Source organism: Pseudomonas sp. MF09150 (assembly GCF_059862355.1).
Genome location: NZ_JCBCUS010000001.1, coordinates 928,151 through 944,931, shown reverse-complemented (window position 1 = coordinate 944,931; position 16,781 = coordinate 928,151). Strand labels below are relative to the sequence as shown.

Sequence of the window (16,781 nt, the reverse complement as noted above, 5' to 3'; positions counted from 1 at the left end):
CCGATCGTTGCGGGTCAGAAGTTGTACTTGAAGCTGGTCATCAGGTTGCGCGGCGCGCCGTAGTTACCGTAGGAACCGGCGTTGCTGTAGTAGGTGCGGTCGAACAGGTTGTTGACGTTAAGGGAGGCACTGAGGTTGCGGCTGATGTCGTAGCGCGCCATCAGGTTGGTCACCGCGTAGCTGCCCTGGGTGAAGGTGTGCAGGTCGCCGCCGACCTTGCTCTGCCAGTTGACCCCGCCGCCCACGGTCAGCTTGTCCAGCGGGCCTTGCAGGCGATAGCTGGTGAAGGTCTTGAAGCTGTTGCGCGGCAGGCCGGTGACGATCCGCTGGTCGTCGGCGTCGGTGGTGACCGAGTAGGTGTAGCCGGCGGAGGCCTGCCAGCCTTCGGCCAGTTCGCCGTTGAACTCCAGTTCCACGCCCCTGGAGGTGGTGTCCTGCTCGGCGCTGTAGACGTTGTCGTGCTGCCAGATCGCCAGGTTGTCCTGCTGCAGTTTGTACAGCGCCAGGCTGGAGTTCAGGCGGCCGTCGAAGTGGCTGCCCTTGACGCCGATCTCATACCCCTTGCCCTGCATCGGCTCCAGCGGCTTGTTGTCTTCGCTGCGCACCCAGGACGCCTGGGGGTTGAAGATGCTGGTGTAGCTGGCGTACACCGACCAGGTGTCATCGAGGTCGTAGACCACCCCGGCGTAAGGGATGAACACGCCGTTTTCTTCGCGCTTGACCTTGGTTTCGTCGCCGCCGTATGGACGGTCGGAGGTGTCGCTGCTCCAATTGATCACCCGGCTGCCGAGGATCAGGCTCAGGTCATCGGTCAGGCGCAGGCGCGAGGTCAGGTAGGCGGCGTACTGGTTTTCATCGATCGACGACTTGCCGCTCACGCTCTGGCTGGGCTTGGGCGAATGGCCGTCCCAGTCGAACAGATTGTCGATGGGGCCGGCCGGTGAGCCGGCGTAGTCATAGCGCCAGCCGCCCCAGCTCGGGGTGCTTTCCTTGTACTGGGACAAGGTCACGCCGCCGATCAACTCGTGCTCGCGGCCGAACAGGCTGAAGGGGCCGGTGAGGTACAGGTCGAGGTTGTCCTGGCGCGGGGTGCCGGAGAAACGCACCGGCAGTTGGGTCAGGCCGCTGCCGTCCTTGTTGACCGAACCCATGGCGAAGTTGAACAGCTCGTCGAACTGGTTCTCGGCGTGGGTGAACTCCACCTTGCCGCTCCAGCCGTTGCCCAGTTGCTGTTCGATGGAGGCGAAGTAGCTGGTCTGCTGGTGGTCGTTGTAGGACCAGGTCGGCGAGGTGTTGGTCGAGCGACTGAAGTCGGTGCGTTCGCCACTGCTGAAGCGCGTCGGCAGGCCGGTGCGCAGCGGCGAGTCGACATCGGTGCGCTGGTAGCTGAAGCCCAGGGTCAGCAGGGTGTCTTCGCTGAGGTCGAACTCGCTGATGCCGTACATCAGTTGTGTCTGCTGCTTGAAGCGGTCGACCCAGGCGCTTTCGGTCTTGTAGTCGGCCACCAGGCGCCCGCGCACATTGCCGCTGTCGGTCAGCGGACCGGAGACGTCGAGGCCGCCGCCGTAGCGATCCCAGGTCCCGGCCTGGCCACTGATGCTGGCCTGGGCCTCGTGGGTCGGGCGCTTGCGGATCAGGTTGATGGTCGCCGACGGGTTGCCCATGCCGCTGATCAGGCCGGTGGCGCCACGCACCACTTCGACCCGGTCGTACATGGCCATGCTCTGGGAGTAGTTGTCGAGGCGGGTGTTGGTCGGCACGCCGTCGATCTCGTAGTTCTGGATGGCGAAGCCGCGGGACCAGTAGCTGTCGGTTTCCGCCCCCAGGCCGTCGCGGGTGACGATGATCCCGGGGGTGGCTTCCAGGGTGTCGGTCAGGGTGCTGAGGTTCTGGTCGTCAAGGCGCTGGCGGGTCATGACCGTGATCGACTGCGGGGTTTCCCGGGGTGTCAGGTTCAGGCGCGTGGAGCTACTGGAAGAGTAGGTGGTGTACTCGCCGGTGCCTTCGGTGGTCGACCCCGGCGCCTTGCCGGAAATCGACACCGCGCCCAGTTCCAGGCTGCTGTCGCCGGCTTTGCGCGCCTGCAACGAGTAGTTGCCCGTGGCGTCGCGAGTCGCTTGCAGGCCGGTGCCGGCGAGCAGCAGGGCCAGCCCCGAGTCGATGTCAAAACGCCCTTTGAGTCCGGCGCTCTGCTGGCCGTCGGTCAGGGTCGTGGGGTACGACAGCAGGATATGGGCGGTCTGGCCAAAGCGGGTCAGGGCACTCGCCAGGCTGCCGGCGGGGATGTCGAAATCCTGTTGCGCCTGTTCGGCGGCCTGGACCCAGGTCGGTGCCAGCAGCACCACGCTGGCGGTGGTCATGCAGGCCAGGCCCTGGGCGACCGCGCCCGCCAGGTTTTGCTTGAGTGAAACGTGCCAGCCCCGGCCCTTGCGTACGACGAGTTGCATGTGTGGATCCCCATGAATGTCAGTGTTCTGGGGGTTAAGTCTCGCGAGCGAGCAAATCGGACCACCCTTGAGCAAAATAAATGTCAGCCGGCCAGGGTGCGGGGCTTGAGGGTCACCCAATAGCGGGTGAAGGGGCGTACTTCCAGGTGCAGGGTCTCGGCCACCGCATTCAGGACACGGTCGGTATCGGCCAGGGGAAAGGTGCCCGAGACCGGCAGGTCGGCCAGACTCGAATCGCACCCCAGGTGGCCGGGGCGATAGCGCCCCAGTTCTTCGAGAAAGTCCGCCAGGCGTTGGCCCTGGGCCGCCAGCATGCCCTGGCTCCAGGCCGGCTGCGACGCGCCCTGGGGTTGCCGCGAGAGCAGGCCCTGGCGATCGAAGCGCAGCTGCTCGCCCGCGTTCAGGGTCAGGGCCGGCTGCCCCGGGTTGCGCGGTTGCACCTGCACGCTGCCCTCATAGACCCCGAGCAGGGTGACGCCGGCGGCCTGGCGCACATTGAAGCGAGCTGCCACGGTTTCGATGCGGCCCTCGGCGGTGTCCACGCTGAGGGGTGGCAGGCCGGACTGGCGGTCGAGGGTCACCAGCATTTCCCCACGCAGCAGACTGATGCGGCGCAGGTCCTGGTCGAAGCGCAGCTTGATGGCGCTGTCGGTGTTGAGCTGGACCCGGGTCTGGTCGACCAGGGTCAGGCGGCGTTGCTGGCCGACGCGGGTGCTGTAGTCGGCGCTCCAGTCCTGCACCAGCGCCAGGTCCCGGGCATTCCAGGCCCCGGCCCCGACGGCCAGCAGCACCCCCAATTGCTTGAGCGCAGTGCGGCGGCTGAGGGCGGGGCGCAGGCTCGGGCCCAGGGTGGCGCTGGCCAGGGCGCTGTGGCCTTGCTGGCGCACCTGGTCCATGCGCTGGGCAAAGGCTTCGGCCCGCAGCCAGGCTTTTTCGTGCAGCGGATGGGCCTGGCGCCAGTTGCGCCAGGCGCTCAGGGTGGCCTCGCTGATGGGCGGCTGCTGCAGGTCGAGCTGCCATTGCATCGCCTGTTCCGCAATGGCCGCGGTAATCGGCTGGGCCTCGGCGCCGGCGCGGGTGGGCAGCGGCGGGCTCAAACCAGGTCCAGGCTGTCGTCGAGCATGATGCACAGGGCACCCGCCTTGACGATGTAGCGCTTCACCGTCGTCACGGAAACCTCCAGGCGCTCGGCAATTTCCCCAAGGCTCAGGCCATCGAGCTGGCACCAGAGGAACGCCTTGCGCACCGGCAGCTCCAGGCGTTCGAGCACGGCGTCCAGTTCTAACAGGGTTTCGAGGAGGATGGCCTGGGTTTCCAGGTCGGGGACCAACTGTTCCGGGACCGCCTGCAAGGCTTGCAGATAGGCACGTTCCAGTTTCTGCCGCCGGTAGTGATTGCTCAGCACGCTTTTCGCGACCTTGGTCAGAAAGCTGCGCGGGGCCTGGATCTCCACCGGCTCAGGCTTGTTCAACAAGCGCAGGAAGGTGTCCTGGGCCAGGTCCGCCGCGCTGTGGGAGCAGTTCAACCGCAGGCGTAGCCAGTTTTTCAACCATTGGTGCTGTTGCCGATACAGCTCGGTCACATCGCAGGCACTGACTTGGGCGCTTGAAGGCATGGCGGGGAGATACCGGGGCAGGGGAGGTCATTAATGATAATGCTTATCATATAGATCGTTGCCATTGCCCCGCAACAAAAACCAAAAAGGCCCGCCGTTCAGTGATGAAGGGCGGGCCTGTTGGGTGCAGCGTCAGATCAGACCTTGACGATCCAGCCTTCTGGCGCTTCAACGTCGCCGGTCTGCACGCCGGTCAGCTCTTTGTAGAGCTTCTGGGTCACAGGGCCGACTTCGCTTTCGCTGTAGAACACGTGCAGCTGGTCTTTGTATTCGATGCCACCGATCGGCGTGATCACCGCGGCAGTACCGCAGGCACCGGCTTCCTTGAAGTCAGCCAGTTTGTCGATCAGCACATCGCCCTCGACCACTTCCAGGCCCAGACGGCTCTTGGCCAGTTCGATCAGCGACAGGCGGGTGATGCCTGGCAGCACCGAAGGCGACTTCGGCGTGACGAACTTGTTGTCGTGGGTGATCCCGAAGAAGTTGGCCGAGCCGACTTCTTCGATCTTGGAGTGGGTCATCGGGTCCAGGTAGATGCAGTCGGCGAAGCTTTTCTTCTTGGCTTCCGAACCTGGCATCAGGCTGGCGGCGTAGTTGCCACCGACCTTGGCCGCGCCAGTGCCTTGAGGTGCCGCACGGTCGAAGCTGGAGATCAGGAAGTTGTGCGGGGTCAGGCCGCCCTTGAAGTAGGCGCCGACCGGAATGGCGAAGATCGAGAAGATGAACTCGGGTGCGGTGCGCACGCCGATGTTGTCACCCACGCCGATCACGAACGGGCGCAGGTACAGCGCGCCGCCGGTGCCGTAAGGCGGAATGAAACGCTCGTTGGCCTTGACCACGGCCTTGCAGGCTTCGACGAACTGTTCGGTGGAAACATGTGGCATCAGCAGACGGGCGCAGCTGCGCTGCATGCGCAGGGCGTTCTGGTCGGGACGGAACAGGTTGATCGAGCCGTCCTTGCAGCGGTAGGCCTTCAGGCCTTCGAAGCATTGCTGGCCATAGTGAAGGGCTGTGGAGCCTTCGCTGATGTGCAGTACGTTATCTTCGGTCAGGGTGCCTGCGTCCCACTCGCCATTGCGCCAGTGCGACAGATAGCGCTTGTCTGTCTTGATGTAGTCAAAACCCAGCTTGTCCCAATTGATGCTTTCGTTACCCATGACACCCTCTATCACTTGACGACCGTCGGAACGGCTCAAGGTTTCTGACGTTTTTTTGGATGGGCACAACAATACTGCATTCCGGGGGGGTACCGCATCCCGGACGATGGGAGGGGAGCAAAAAAACGTAGCTTGCTCATGAATCGTTTCGCCATTGTCCGGAATACGGGAGCAAATTCCCGCCCTGGGCCATCCCGACCCCTAGCCGCTGCCGTCAGGCTGCGCTGGCCAGGATAGGCGCCACAGGAATGTCAGCGTGCTGTGCGGTGTTCAATCGGCGCAGCGCTGCCCCTTACATATGCAGCGCATGTCCCAAAGCCCGCAGCGCCGCTTCCTGCACCGCCTCGCCCAGGGTCGGGTGGGCGTGGATGGTGCCGGCGATGTCTTCCAGGCGCGCGCCCATTTCCAGGGACTGGCCGAAGGCCGTGGACAGCTCGGACACGCCGACGCCCACCGCTTGCCAGCCGAGAATCAGGTGATTGTCGCGCCGCGCTACCACCCGCACGAAGCCGCTTTTCGATTCCAGGGTCATGGCCCGACCGTTGGCCGCGAACGGGAAGCTCGAGACGATGCAATCCAGGCCAGCGGCCTTGGCTTCGTCCGGGGTCTTGCCGACCACCACCAGTTCCGGATCGGTGAAGCACACCGCCGGGATCGCGGCCGGGTTGAATTCCCGGTGTTCACCGGCAATCAGCTCGGCAACCATTTCGCCCTGGGCCATGGCGCGGTGGGCCAGCATCGGCTCGCCGCTGAGGTCGCCGATGGCCCAGACGTTGCGCATGCTGGTCTGGCAGCGGTTGTCGATCTTGACCGCCGAGCCGTTCATCTCCAGGTTCAGCGCCTCCAGGTTCCAGCCTTGGGTGTTGGGTTTGCGGCCGACCGCCACCAGCACCTGGTCGGTGTCCAGGTGCAGGGTTTCGCCATTCGGGTCGCGCACCTGCAGGGTGTTTTTCGCGGCGTCGAAGCCTTCGACGCTGTGCTTGAGGTACAGCTTGAGCCCCAGCTTTTTCAAGGAGTCGGCCACCGGTTGGGTCAGTTCCGTGTCATAGGCCGGCAGGATCCGATCCTGGGCTTCGACCACGCTGACCTCGGCGCCCAGCTTGCGGTAGGCGATCCCCAGTTCGAGGCCGATATAGCCGCCGCCGACCACGATCAGGTGCTTGGGCAGCGCCTTGGGCGCCAGGGCTTCGGTGGAAGAAATGATCGGCCCGCCGATCGGCAGCATCGGCAGATTGACGCTTTTCGAGCCGGTGGCCAGCAGCAGGTGCTCGCACTGGATACGGGTATTGGCGCCTTCGATCTCCACGGTCTTGCCGTCGATCACCTTGGCCCAGCCCTGGATCACCTGCACCTTGTGCTTTTTCAGCAGGGCCGCGACGCCGGTGGTCAGGCGATCGACGATGCCGTCTTTCCATTCCACGCTCTGGCCGATGTCCAGGGTCGGCGTCGCGACCTTGATCCCCAGGGCCGAGCCCTGGCTGTGGTGCAGGGTCTGGTGGAACTGTTCGGCGACATGAATCAGCGCCTTGGACGGGATGCAACCGATGTTCAGGCAGGTGCCGCCAAGCGCCTGGCCTTCGACCAGGATGGTCGAGATGCCCAGCTGCCCCGCACGAATCGCCGCCACATAGCCGCCAGGGCCGCCGCCGATAATCAGCAGCCGGGTGTTTAGAGTCTGTTGCATTGCTTACTCCACAAACAGGGTGGCGGGTTGTTCGAGCAGGCCGCGAATGGCCTGGATGAATTGCGCCGCGTCCATGCCATCGACCACCCGGTGATCGAACGAGCTGGAGAGGTTCATCATCTTGCGAATCACCACCTGGCCCTTGATGACCATGGGCCGCTCAACGATTTTGTTGACCCCGACAATCGCCACTTCCGGCAGGTTCAGCACCGGTGTGCTGACAATCCCGCCCAACGCGCCGAGGCTGGTCAGGGTAATGGTCGAACCGGACAACTCATCGCGGGCGGCCTTGCCGGTGCGCGCGGCGTTGGCCAGGCGCGCGATTTCCGCGGCGCTGTCCCACAGGCTGCGAGCCTCGGCATGCTTGACCACCGGCACCATCAAGCCGATGTCGCTCTGGGTGGCGACGCCGACATGCACCGCGCCGAGGCGGGTGATGACCTGGGCTTCGTCGTCGTAGCGCGCATTGATCTGCGGGAAGTCACGCAGGGCCACGACCATGGCTCGCACCAGGAACGGCAGCAAGGTCAGCTTGCCGCGGCTGGCGCCGTGTTTTTCATTGAGGTGGGCGCGCAGCTCTTCCACGGCGGTGACGTCGATTTCCTCGACATAACTGAAGTGGGCGGCACGCTGGGTGGCGTCCTGCATGCGCTGGGCGATCTTGCGGCGCATGCCGATCACCGGGATCTGCTCTTCATCGTGGCGCTGGGCATACGCCGCCGGCGTCGAGGCCGCACGGGAACCCTGGGCCAGATAGGCGTCAAGGTCTTCATGCAGGATGCGCCCGGCAGGGCCGCTGCCCTGGACCAGGCGCAGCTGGATCCCGGCATCGAGCGCGTGTTTGCGCACTGCCGGCGAAGCCAGCGGACGCTCGTCGGCATCCCGGGCCACCGGTGCCGGGTTGGCGGCACGGCTGACGGCAGCGCTGGCGGGCGCTGGTGCTGGCTTGGCCTGCACCTGAGGGGCCGCCGCCTGGGGCGCCGGTTGTTCAGCCGCTGGCGCCTTGGCAGGCACCGCGGGTTGGCTGGACTCCTTGAAGTTGCCCGCGCCCTCGACTTCGATGCTGATCAGGATACTGCCGACCGCCATCACTTCGCCGGGCACACCGCCCAGGGAAATCACCTTGCCGTGGACCGGGGAGGGGATGTCGACCATCGCCTTGTCGGTCATGACATCGGCCAGGACCTGGTCTTCGACCACCAGGTCGCCCACCTTCACGTGCCAGACCGAGAGTTCAACTTCTGCGATGCCTTCGCCAATGTCCGGCATCTTGATAACGTGCGTGCCCATTCAGACCTCCATGACCCGATGCAAAGCCGCGCCCACTCGGGACGGGCCAGGGAAATACGCCCACTCTTGCGCGTGCGGGTAGGGGGTGTCCCAACCGGTGACGCGTTCGATCGGCGCTTCCAGGTAGTGGAAGCAGTGTTCCTGAACCAGGGCCACCAGCTCGGCACCAAAACCGCAGGTACGGGTGGCTTCGTGGACGATCACGCAGCGGCGGGTTTTCTTCACCGAGTTGACGATGGTTTCCAGGTCCAGCGGCCACAGGCTGCGCAGGTCGATGACTTCAGCGTCGACCCCGCTTTCCTCGGCCGCCACTTGTGACACATAGACCGTGGTGCCGTAGGTGAGGATGGTCACATCCTTGCCTGGGCGGGTGATGGCGGCGACGTCCAGCGGCACCGTGTAGTAGCCGTCCGGGACTTGCGCGGCCGGGTGTTTCGACCAGGGGGTTACCGGGCGGTCGTGGTGGCCGTCGAACGGACCGTTGTACAGGCGCTTGGGCTCGAGGAATATCACCGGGTCATCGTTTTCGATCGAGGCGATCAACAGGCCCTTGGCGTCGTACGGGTTGGACGGCATCACGGTGCGCAGGCCGCAGACCTGGGTGAACACCGCCTCGATACTCTGGCTGTGGGTCTGGCCGCCGTAGATGCCGCCGCCGCAAGGCATGCGCAGGGTCAGGGGCGCGGTGAACTCACCGGCCGAGCGATAACGCAGGCGCGCCGCTTCGGAGATGATCTGGTCCGAGGCCGGGTACACATAGTCGGCAAACTGGATTTCCGCTACCGGACGCAGGCCGTAGGCACCCATGCCCACCGCTACGCCGACAATCCCGCTTTCGGAGATCGGGGCGTCGAACACCCGCGAGGTGCCGTATTTGTTCTGCAGGCCTTCGGTGCAACGGAACACGCCACCGAAGTAGCCCACGTCCTGGCCGAACACCACGACGTTGTCGTCACGCTCAAGCATCACATCCATGGCCGAGCGCAGGGCCTGGATCATGGTCATGGTGGTCGTGGTCATGGCGGTTTCCAACTGGATAGAGGTGTTGTGATCGTTCATGTCAGATCCCCAGTTGCTGGCGTTGGCGCTTGAGGTGCTCGGGCATGTCCTTGTAGACATCCTCGAACATGGTCGCGGCGCTGGGCGTCTGCCCGCCGGCGAGGGTGCCGTACTGCTCGGCTTCTTTCTGCGCGGCGATCACCTGGGCTTCCAGTTCGGCGCTGACGGCGCTGTGTTCTTCTTCCGACCACTGGCCGATGCGGATCAGGTGCTGCTTGAGGCGCACGATCGGGTCGCCCAGGGGGAAGTGGCTCCAGTCATCGGCCGGCCGGTACTTGGACGGATCATCGGAGGTGGAGTGCGGGCCTGCACGGTAGGTGACCCACTCGATCAAGGTCGGGCCGAGGTTGCGCCGGGCGCGCTCGGCAGCCCAGGCGGAGGCGGCGTAGACCGCGATGAAATCGTTGCCGTCGACCCGCAGGGAGGCGATGCCGCAACCCACGCCGCGTCCGGCAAAGGTGGTCGCTTCGCCACCGGCAATGGCCTGGAAGGTCGAGATCGCCCACTGGTTGTTGACCACGTTGAGGATCACCGGCGCGCGGTACACGTGGGCGAAGGTCAAGGCGGTGTGGAAGTCGGATTCAGCGGTGGCGCCGTCGCCGATCCAGGCCGAGGCGATTTTGGTGTCGCCCTTGATCGCCGAGGCCATGCCCCAGCCCACGCCCTGAACGAACTGGGTGGCCAGGTTGCCGGAAATGGTGAAGAAACCGTGGTCGCGTACCGAGTACATGATCGGCAACTGGCGGCCCTTGAGCGGATCGCGCTCGTTGGACAGCAGCTGGCAGATCAGGTCCACCAGAGGTACTTCGCGGGCCATCAGGATGCTTTGCTGGCGATAGGTGGGGAAGCACATGTCGTCGATGTTCAGGGCCAGGGCCTGGGCGCTGCCGATGGCTTCCTCGCCAAGGCTCTGCATGTAGAACGACATTTTTTTCTGGCGCTGGGCAACCACCATGCGGTTATCGAAGATCCGCGTCATGAGCATGGCACGCATGCCCTTGCGCAGGATCTCCACGGGTACGTTCTGGGCCCATTCGCCGAGGGCGTTGCCCTGATCGTCGAGCACACGAATCAGGCCACGGGCCAGGTCCGCGGTTTCGGCAGGTTCTACGTCGATGGGGGGTTTACGCATCAGGCCTGCGTCGTTCAGGCGCAGGTAGGTGAAGTCGGTCTTGCAGCCGGGACGGCCTGAGGGTTCAGGAACGTGCAGGCGTAGCGGTTCATACGCTTGGGTCATGGCTTTCTACGCTCGATCTTGTGGATTTCTTGTATTGGGCGCGCTAGCTGACGGTCATTCCCCGGGTAGGGGAAATCTTGTCCTACAAACATCATAGGCCGGGACAAAGAGAATATTTATCTGTGTTTCATTGCGCTTTAGGTTATTTGCAGATAAAAAATCTGCATAACCACAAAAAACAGGTTGTTTTGTCTCATGCGTAAACTGGATCGTACCGATATCGGCATTCTCAACAGCCTTCAGGAGAATGCCCGCATCACCAACGCCGACCTCGCCCGTTCGGTCAACCTGTCGCCGACTCCCTGCTTCAACCGGGTCAAGGCCATGGAAGAGCTGGGGCTGATCCGCGAGCAAGTGACCCTGCTCGATGCCGACCTGCTGGGGCTGCACGTCAATGTGTTTATCCACGTCAGCCTGGAGAAGCAGGTGGAGGAGGCGCTGCAGCAGTTCGAGGAGGCGATCTCCGACCGCCCCGAGGTGATGGAGTGCTACTTGATGGCCGGCGACCCGGACTACCTGATCCGGGTGCTGGTCCCGACCATCCAGGCCCTGGAGCGCTTCATGATGGACTTCCTGACCAAAGTTCCTGGCGTGGCCAATATCCGCTCCAGCTTTGCCCTCAAGCAGGTGCGCTACAAAACCGCGCTGCCGCTGCCGGCCAACGGCCTGACCCTGGCCTGAGCCGCGTCAGGCGCTGACCCCGGTCCAGAGTTGGTCGATGTCCTTGAAGTCCCAGTCCTCGGGGGCTTCGCGGCCGATGATGCGTTCCTGGCCCTGGGCCCGGGCCAGGTCGACGATGGTCTGGGGAATCGGCAGGTTCGAGCGGGTGGAGAAGAACACCTTGATCTTCGGCGTCAGCAGCGCGCTCGGATGCTGCTCCAGGACAATCCCCAGCCTCCCGCTTTGCAGGCGCACCAGGGAACCCACCGGGTAGATACCGACACTTTTGACAAAAGCCTGGAACACCCGCTGGTCGAAATGCCCGGTCCAGCCCGACATCCGGTGGATCGCCTCGGCTGGGTTCCAGCCCCGGTTGTAGGGGCGGTTCGAGGTCACCGCGTCATACACGTCGCACACCGCGCCCATCTGGGCGAACAGGCTGATCTGGTCGCCCGCCAGGCGGTGCGGATACCCGCTGCCGTCGATCTTTTCGTGGTGGTGCAGGCACACATCGAGCACCAGGGCATCGACGCTGTTGCACTGACGCAGGATCAGGCCCCCGGCTTCAGGGTGATTCTTGACCCGGTCGAATTCGCTGTCCGAGAGCTTGGCCGGCTTGTTGAGGATGCTGTCGGGGATGGTCAGCTTGCCGACATCGTGCAGCAGGCCGGCGATACCGGCCTGGCGAATCTGTTCCGCAGGCAGTTGCAGTTGGCGCGAGACGGCAATCATCAGCGCGCACACCGCCACCGAGTGCATGTAGGTGTAATCATCGGCGCTTTTCAGGCGCGCCAGGCTGATCAGGGCATTGGGGTGGCGCAGCAGGGAGTCGGAGATGCTGTTCACCAGCGCCTCGGCCTGCTGCATTTCAATGGCATTGCCCAGGCGCACTTCCTGGAACATCGCCATCACCGCTTTTTTCGAATGGGCGCAGAGCTTGAGGGCGCGCTGGATTTCCTCGCCCATGGCCACCCGGGTCGTGGCTGGCGCGGAGTCCGGGCCTGTGCCGGGGGGCAGGCTGTCCGGGCTCGTCTGGGGAGGCTGCTCCAGCAGGTCGCGGCCCTTGGCCGAGTCGATCCACAGGCGCGTCAGGTTCGAGTGTTGCAGGCGTTGGTAATCCTGGGGGCTGTCGAGTACGAAACCGGCCTTCCAGAACGAGTGGTCGAGCCATGAGCCGCAGAACTGATGGATGTACATGCCCATCTGCAACTGCGAGATCGATATGAGTTTGAGCATGGTGCGTCCCCCACCTTCATCCAGCGTCAGGCGCCGGGTATAGGGCCGGCACCTGATCACTGACTGCTAAAGCTGCAGGTCGTTCTTGTCCCTGGAAAATTTACTGCGCGGCGACTCCTTCGCGGCGGATTACAGGGAAAACCGTGTCACCAGTTTGTTCAGCCCGACCGCCAGGCCGGACAGTTCGCTGCTGGCGATCGAGGTCTGGCTGGCGGCCGACGAACTCTGCATCGAGAGGTCGCGGATGCTCATCAGGTTCTGGTCCACCGAGCGTGCCACCTGTGCCTGTTCCTCCGAGGCGGTGGCGATCATCAGGTTGCGTTCGTTGATCTCGCTGATGGCATGGGCGATATGGGTGATGGCGGTGCCAGCCTCGTGAGCAATGGTCAGGGTCTCGCTGGCGTCCTGGCTGCTTTGTTGCATCGACAGCATGGCTTTGCTCGACCCGGCCTGGATGCCCTGGATCATTTGCTCGATTTCCTGGGTCGAGAGCTGGGTGCGATGGGCCAAGGCCCGCACTTCATCCGCCACCACGGCGAAGCCGCGGCCCTGTTCGCCGGCCCGTGCGGCTTCGATCGCGGCGTTGAGGGCCAGGAGGTTGGTCTGTTCGGCAATGGCGCGGATCACGTCCAGCACCTTGGTGATGTCCTGGGCCTGCTGCGCCAGGCCGGCCATCTCGACGCGGGTGCCTTCGACGGTAACCGTGAGTTTTTCGATCGAGCGGATGGTCTGGTCGACCCGTTCCTTGCCCAGGCCTGCCGAGCGTTCCGAGTCCTGGGTCGAGCGTGAGGCGGAGACCGCGTTGCGGGCGACTTCCTCGACCGCGGCGGTCATCTCGTTGACCGCGGTGGCGGCCTGTTCGGTCTCCATGCTCTGTTGCTGGATACCGGCGTTCGATTCGCGGGTGATGGCGCTCATTTCCTCGGCTGCGGAGGCCAGTTGGGTCGAAGAGTCGGCGATATGGCGGATGGTCGATTTCAGGCTGTCGAGCATGGCCTGGGTCGAGTTCTGCAAATCGGTGAGTTCATCCTGGCCGCTGACCTCGACCTGGGCACGCAGGTCGCCTTCGGCGATTTTCTGGGTGGTCGCCAGCAACAGGCGCACCGGGTGGGTGATGCTTTTGGTGAACAGGGTGGCAATCAGGATGGTCATCAGGATCGCGACGATGATGATCGCTGCCGTCAGGGTGATGCCGGTGTTGAACTGATCGCCGGCCAGGGTTGCCGAGAGGTCGGCCCCACGTTCGTTGACCTGAATCAGCTCATCGACCGCGGTTTGCAGGGCGAGCGCCAGCGGCACCGTGACCTGGTTGACATAGGCGGTGGCCTGTTCAGTGCTGTTGAGGGTGCCGGAATCAATCAATATCGAGAGTTTGTCGAGGTAGCCCTGGGCCCCTTGCTTGACGCGTTCGTAGCTGGCTTTTTCTTCGGGGCTGGAGACCAGCGGCTCATAGTCCCGGATGGCCTGGGTCAGGGTTGATTTGAGGCTGTCGAGCTTGCCCCGCGAGGCGCCTTTCTGGTCCGGATTTTCAGTGACGTAGTGCAGGGTTTCCAGGCGCACGCGCAAGGTGGCCGATTCGATTTTCGTGGCCTGCCTGACGCTGGGCAGCCAGTTGGATTGCAAGTCGACCGCTGCGTCGTGTATCTGCCCCATCTTCCACAGTGCAATTGCCCCCATACCGATCAACAACATACAGATGGCGCCAAAGCTCAGCAGCGCCCTTGAAGTCAGCCTAATATTTCTTGTCACCATAAAAGCACCTGCTGGTTGGAGTGATACCGCCGCTTTCGACTCCTTGTCGTGCTGATGTCACTGTGATCTCAAATAAGTGAAAAATCTGTAGATATGTAAAAAAATATTTCTCCGTTTGCGTCCGTTCAACGAAGCGACAGTCAAGGGCGCTTTATTCGATCCTAAAGCCCGATCATTTCCTTGCGCTTGACCTTTATCAAAGCCCTGTGCCGATGGCTCAGGCATGCTGTAAAGCTGTCAATTTCGAAAAGGACCCGCCCATGAATGCGCCTGTTGCCCAAGCCCCCGAGACCCCGGTGCGCTTGCCGGTTGGGCTGTTGATCGCGCTGGTGGCGATGGTCACGGTGTTGCTGCTGCCCCTGCCGGCCGACCTGCCGGTGGCAGGGCAGCGGATGCTGGCGATCCTCGCGTTCGCGGTGGTGGTGTGGATCAGCGAAGCGGTGTCGTACGAAGCCAGCGCAATCATGATCACTTCGCTGATGGCGTTCCTGATCGGCACCGCGCCGACCCTGCAGGACCCGACGCAGATCTATGGCAGTTCGGCGGCCATCAGCCTGGCGCTGACCGGGTTTTCCAACTCGGCGCTGGCGCTGGTCACCGGGGCACTGTTCATTGCCGCCGCCATGACCCACACCGGGCTCGACCGGCGCATCGCCCTGATCACCCTGACCCGGGTCGGCACCAGCACCCGGCTGATCCTGGTGGGCGCGGTCGCCGTGACCATCCTCCTCAGCCTGCTGGTGCCCAGCGCCACGGCGCGCAGTGCCTGCGTGGTGCCGATCATGATGGGAGTGATCGCCGCGTTCGGCGTCGACAAGCGCTCCAATATCGCCGCCGGCCTGATGATCGTGGTGGCCCAGGGCACCAGTATCTGGAACGTCGGGATCCAGACCGCCGCCGCACAGAACCTGCTGACCGTGGGCTTTATGGACAAGATGCTCGGCGAGCGGGTGAGCTGGCTCGACTGGCTGATCGCCGGGGCGCCCTGGGCGCTGATCATGTCCGTGGTGCTGGTGTGGGTGGTGCTCAAGCTGCTGCCGCCGGAAACCGACAGCATCCCCGGTGGCAAGGAGGCGGTGGCCCAGTCCCTGGTAGACATCGGCCCCATGACCGGCCCGCAGAAACGCCTGCTGAGCGTGTCGCTGCTGTTGCTGCTGGCCTGGGCCACCGAGGGCAAGCTGCACAGTTTCGACACCACCTCCACCACTTATGCCGGGCTGGTGATCCTGCTGCTGCCACGGATCGGCATCATGACCTGGAAGGACGTGCAGTCGCGGATTCCCTGGGGCACGGTGATTGTGTTCGGGGTCGGCATCAGCCTGGGTTCGGCGCTGCTCACCACCCACGCCGGGCAATGGCTGGGCGGGCAGGTGGTGACCCATACCGGGCTCGATCAGGTGGGCGCGCTGGCGGTGTTCGCGATTCTTGCCGCGTTCCTGATCCTGATTCACCTGGGCTTTGCCAGTGCCACGGCCCTGACCTCGGCGCTGCTGCCGATCCTGATCGCGGTGTTGCAGACCCTGCCCGGCGAGTTCAACCGCCTGGGCATGACCATGCTCCTGGGCTTTGTGGTCAGCTACGGGTTTATCCTGCCGATCAACGCCCCGCAGAACATGGTGTGCCTGGGCACCGAGACCTTCAACGCGCGCCAGTTCGCCAAGGTCGGCTTGATCGTGACCCTGGTCGGCTACCTGCTGATGCTGGTGTTTGCCGCCACCTGGTGGAAGTGGCTCGGCTGGATGTAGGCCGCTCGGGCGGGCGGCAGGTCAAGGCCTGCCGCCTTCAACGGGATTACGCCGGCTCCCGGGCATTCAGCAGCAGGGTGCCGAAAAACACGCTCTCCACCGCCCCCGCCAGTTGCACCTTGCCCTGGCCATCCCAGGTCACGCTCACCGGCCCGCCATCGCACAGCACCTTGACCGGGCTGTCGAGCAAGCCGCGGCGGATGCCGTTGACCGCCGCCGCGCAGGAACACGAGCCCGAGCCCAATGGAATCGCGCCGTTGCGCTCCCAGATGCGCAGGCGGATGGTCTGGCGGTCGATGACCTGCACCAGGTGCACATTGGTCTTCTGCGGGAACAGCGGATGCCGCTCCATGGGCGGGCCGAAGCGGGCCAGGTCGATCTGCTCGACCTCGTTCACAAAAAAGCTGCAATGGGGGTTGCCCATGCTGCACGCCGCTGGCGCGCCTTCGATGGGCAGCTCCAGGGTGTCGTGCTCGGCCGCCAGGGGCACGTCCTGCCAGTCGAACAGGGGCACGCCCATCTCCACCGACACCGAATAATCGGCCAGGCGCTCACAATGCTGGAGGCCGCGCTCGGTTTGCAGCTCGATGGAGGTGGCGCCGGTTTCCCGCATCAACAGGTCCGCCGCGCCGCGAGTGGCACTGCCGCAGGTGCTGAGCGGGGTGCCGTCGGCATTCCAGAAGGTCAGTCGGGCGTCGGCCTCAACGCTGTCGCTGAGCACCGCCAATTGGTTGAAGCCGATACCACGGTGGCGGTCGCCGAGCTGGCGGGCGACCTCGGCGCTGATCGGCTGGTGGCGTCCGCGAAGGTCGAGGAGCACGAAGTCATCGCCGTTGGCATGCATTTTTCGAAAGCTCAAAGGCTTCATGGCGCGGGGTTCCTCAAGGTGCACGGGTTGC

At 64.0% G+C, this 16,781-nt stretch carries 13 protein-coding genes; 2 read left to right on the top strand and 11 right to left on the bottom strand.

Annotation, left to right across the window (positions count from 1 at the left end):
- Positions 1-14 precede the first annotated feature (14 nt).
- The 8 genes from AC19YX_RS03865 to AC19YX_RS03830 form a co-directional block, all read right to left on the bottom strand.
- Positions 15-2,447: a TonB-dependent siderophore receptor gene (locus AC19YX_RS03865; RefSeq protein WP_500605688.1), complete on the bottom strand. Its 2,433-nt coding sequence runs from the start codon at positions 2,445-2,447 to the stop codon at positions 15-17.
- A gap of 83 nt (positions 2,448-2,530) precedes the next feature.
- Positions 2,531-3,544, bottom strand: a complete 1,014-nt coding sequence (locus tag AC19YX_RS03860; protein WP_500605687.1) for a FecR domain-containing protein — start codon at positions 3,542-3,544, stop codon at positions 2,531-2,533.
- Positions 3,541-4,062: a sigma-70 family RNA polymerase sigma factor gene (locus AC19YX_RS03855; RefSeq protein ID WP_078471528.1), complete on the bottom strand. Its 522-nt coding sequence runs from the start codon at positions 4,060-4,062 to the stop codon at positions 3,541-3,543. Before AC19YX_RS03855 ends, AC19YX_RS03860 begins: the two co-directional genes overlap by 4 nt.
- A gap of 137 nt (positions 4,063-4,199) precedes the next feature.
- Entirely contained in the window at positions 4,200-5,219 is a 1,020-nt protein-coding gene (locus tag AC19YX_RS03850; protein WP_020298764.1) for a branched-chain amino acid aminotransferase, read from the bottom strand.
- Between the two features lie 292 nt (positions 5,220-5,511).
- Positions 5,512-6,903 (bottom strand): dihydrolipoyl dehydrogenase, encoded by a 1,392-nt coding sequence (gene lpdA / locus AC19YX_RS03845; protein WP_500605686.1) that lies wholly within the window; start codon positions 6,901-6,903, stop codon positions 5,512-5,514.
- Positions 6,904-6,906: 3 nt separating this feature from the next.
- Complete coding sequence (locus AC19YX_RS03840; protein ID WP_500605685.1) at positions 6,907-8,193, bottom strand: dihydrolipoamide acetyltransferase family protein; 1,287 nt, start codon at positions 8,191-8,193, stop codon at positions 6,907-6,909.
- Positions 8,194-9,252: an alpha-ketoacid dehydrogenase subunit beta gene (locus AC19YX_RS03835; protein ID WP_078471525.1), complete on the bottom strand. Its 1,059-nt coding sequence runs from the start codon at positions 9,250-9,252 to the stop codon at positions 8,194-8,196. It abuts the gene before it with no gap.
- A gap of 1 nt (position 9,253) precedes the next feature.
- A complete protein-coding gene (locus AC19YX_RS03830; protein WP_078471524.1) occupies positions 9,254-10,489 on the bottom strand; it encodes a 3-methyl-2-oxobutanoate dehydrogenase (2-methylpropanoyl-transferring) subunit alpha in 1,236 nt (411 codons plus the stop codon).
- A gap of 195 nt (positions 10,490-10,684) precedes the next feature.
- Between AC19YX_RS03830 and bkdR the strand changes: the two genes are divergently transcribed.
- Positions 10,685-11,170: a Bkd operon transcriptional regulator BkdR gene (gene bkdR, locus AC19YX_RS03825; RefSeq protein ID WP_078471523.1), complete on the top strand. Its 486-nt coding sequence runs from the start codon at positions 10,685-10,687 to the stop codon at positions 11,168-11,170.
- A gap of 6 nt (positions 11,171-11,176) precedes the next feature.
- Here the strand turns inward: bkdR and AC19YX_RS03820 are convergent, their stop codons facing one another.
- Together AC19YX_RS03820 and AC19YX_RS03815 are read right to left on the bottom strand one after the other, a co-directional pair.
- Complete coding sequence (locus AC19YX_RS03820; protein ID WP_421547138.1) at positions 11,177-12,385, bottom strand: cyclic di-GMP phosphodiesterase; 1,209 nt, start codon at positions 12,383-12,385, stop codon at positions 11,177-11,179.
- Positions 12,386-12,514: 129 nt separating this feature from the next.
- On the bottom strand, positions 12,515-14,137 hold the full coding sequence (locus tag AC19YX_RS03815; protein ID WP_500605684.1) for a HAMP domain-containing methyl-accepting chemotaxis protein: 1,623 nt from the start codon (positions 14,135-14,137) through the stop codon (positions 12,515-12,517).
- 260 nt (positions 14,138-14,397) lie between these two features.
- Here AC19YX_RS03815 and AC19YX_RS03810 point away from each other — a divergent pair, with 260 nt between their 5' ends.
- Positions 14,398-15,882 carry a DASS family sodium-coupled anion symporter gene (locus AC19YX_RS03810; protein ID WP_078471520.1) on the top strand — a complete coding sequence of 495 codons (1,485 nt, stop codon included), beginning with the start codon at positions 14,398-14,400 and terminating at the stop codon, positions 15,880-15,882.
- Between the two features lie 46 nt (positions 15,883-15,928).
- On the opposite strand, the gene dapF is transcribed toward AC19YX_RS03810, so the two are convergent.
- On the bottom strand, positions 15,929-16,750 hold the full coding sequence (gene dapF, locus AC19YX_RS03805) for a diaminopimelate epimerase (RefSeq protein ID WP_500605683.1): 822 nt from the start codon (positions 16,748-16,750) through the stop codon (positions 15,929-15,931).
- Positions 16,751-16,781: the final 31 nt, after the last annotated feature.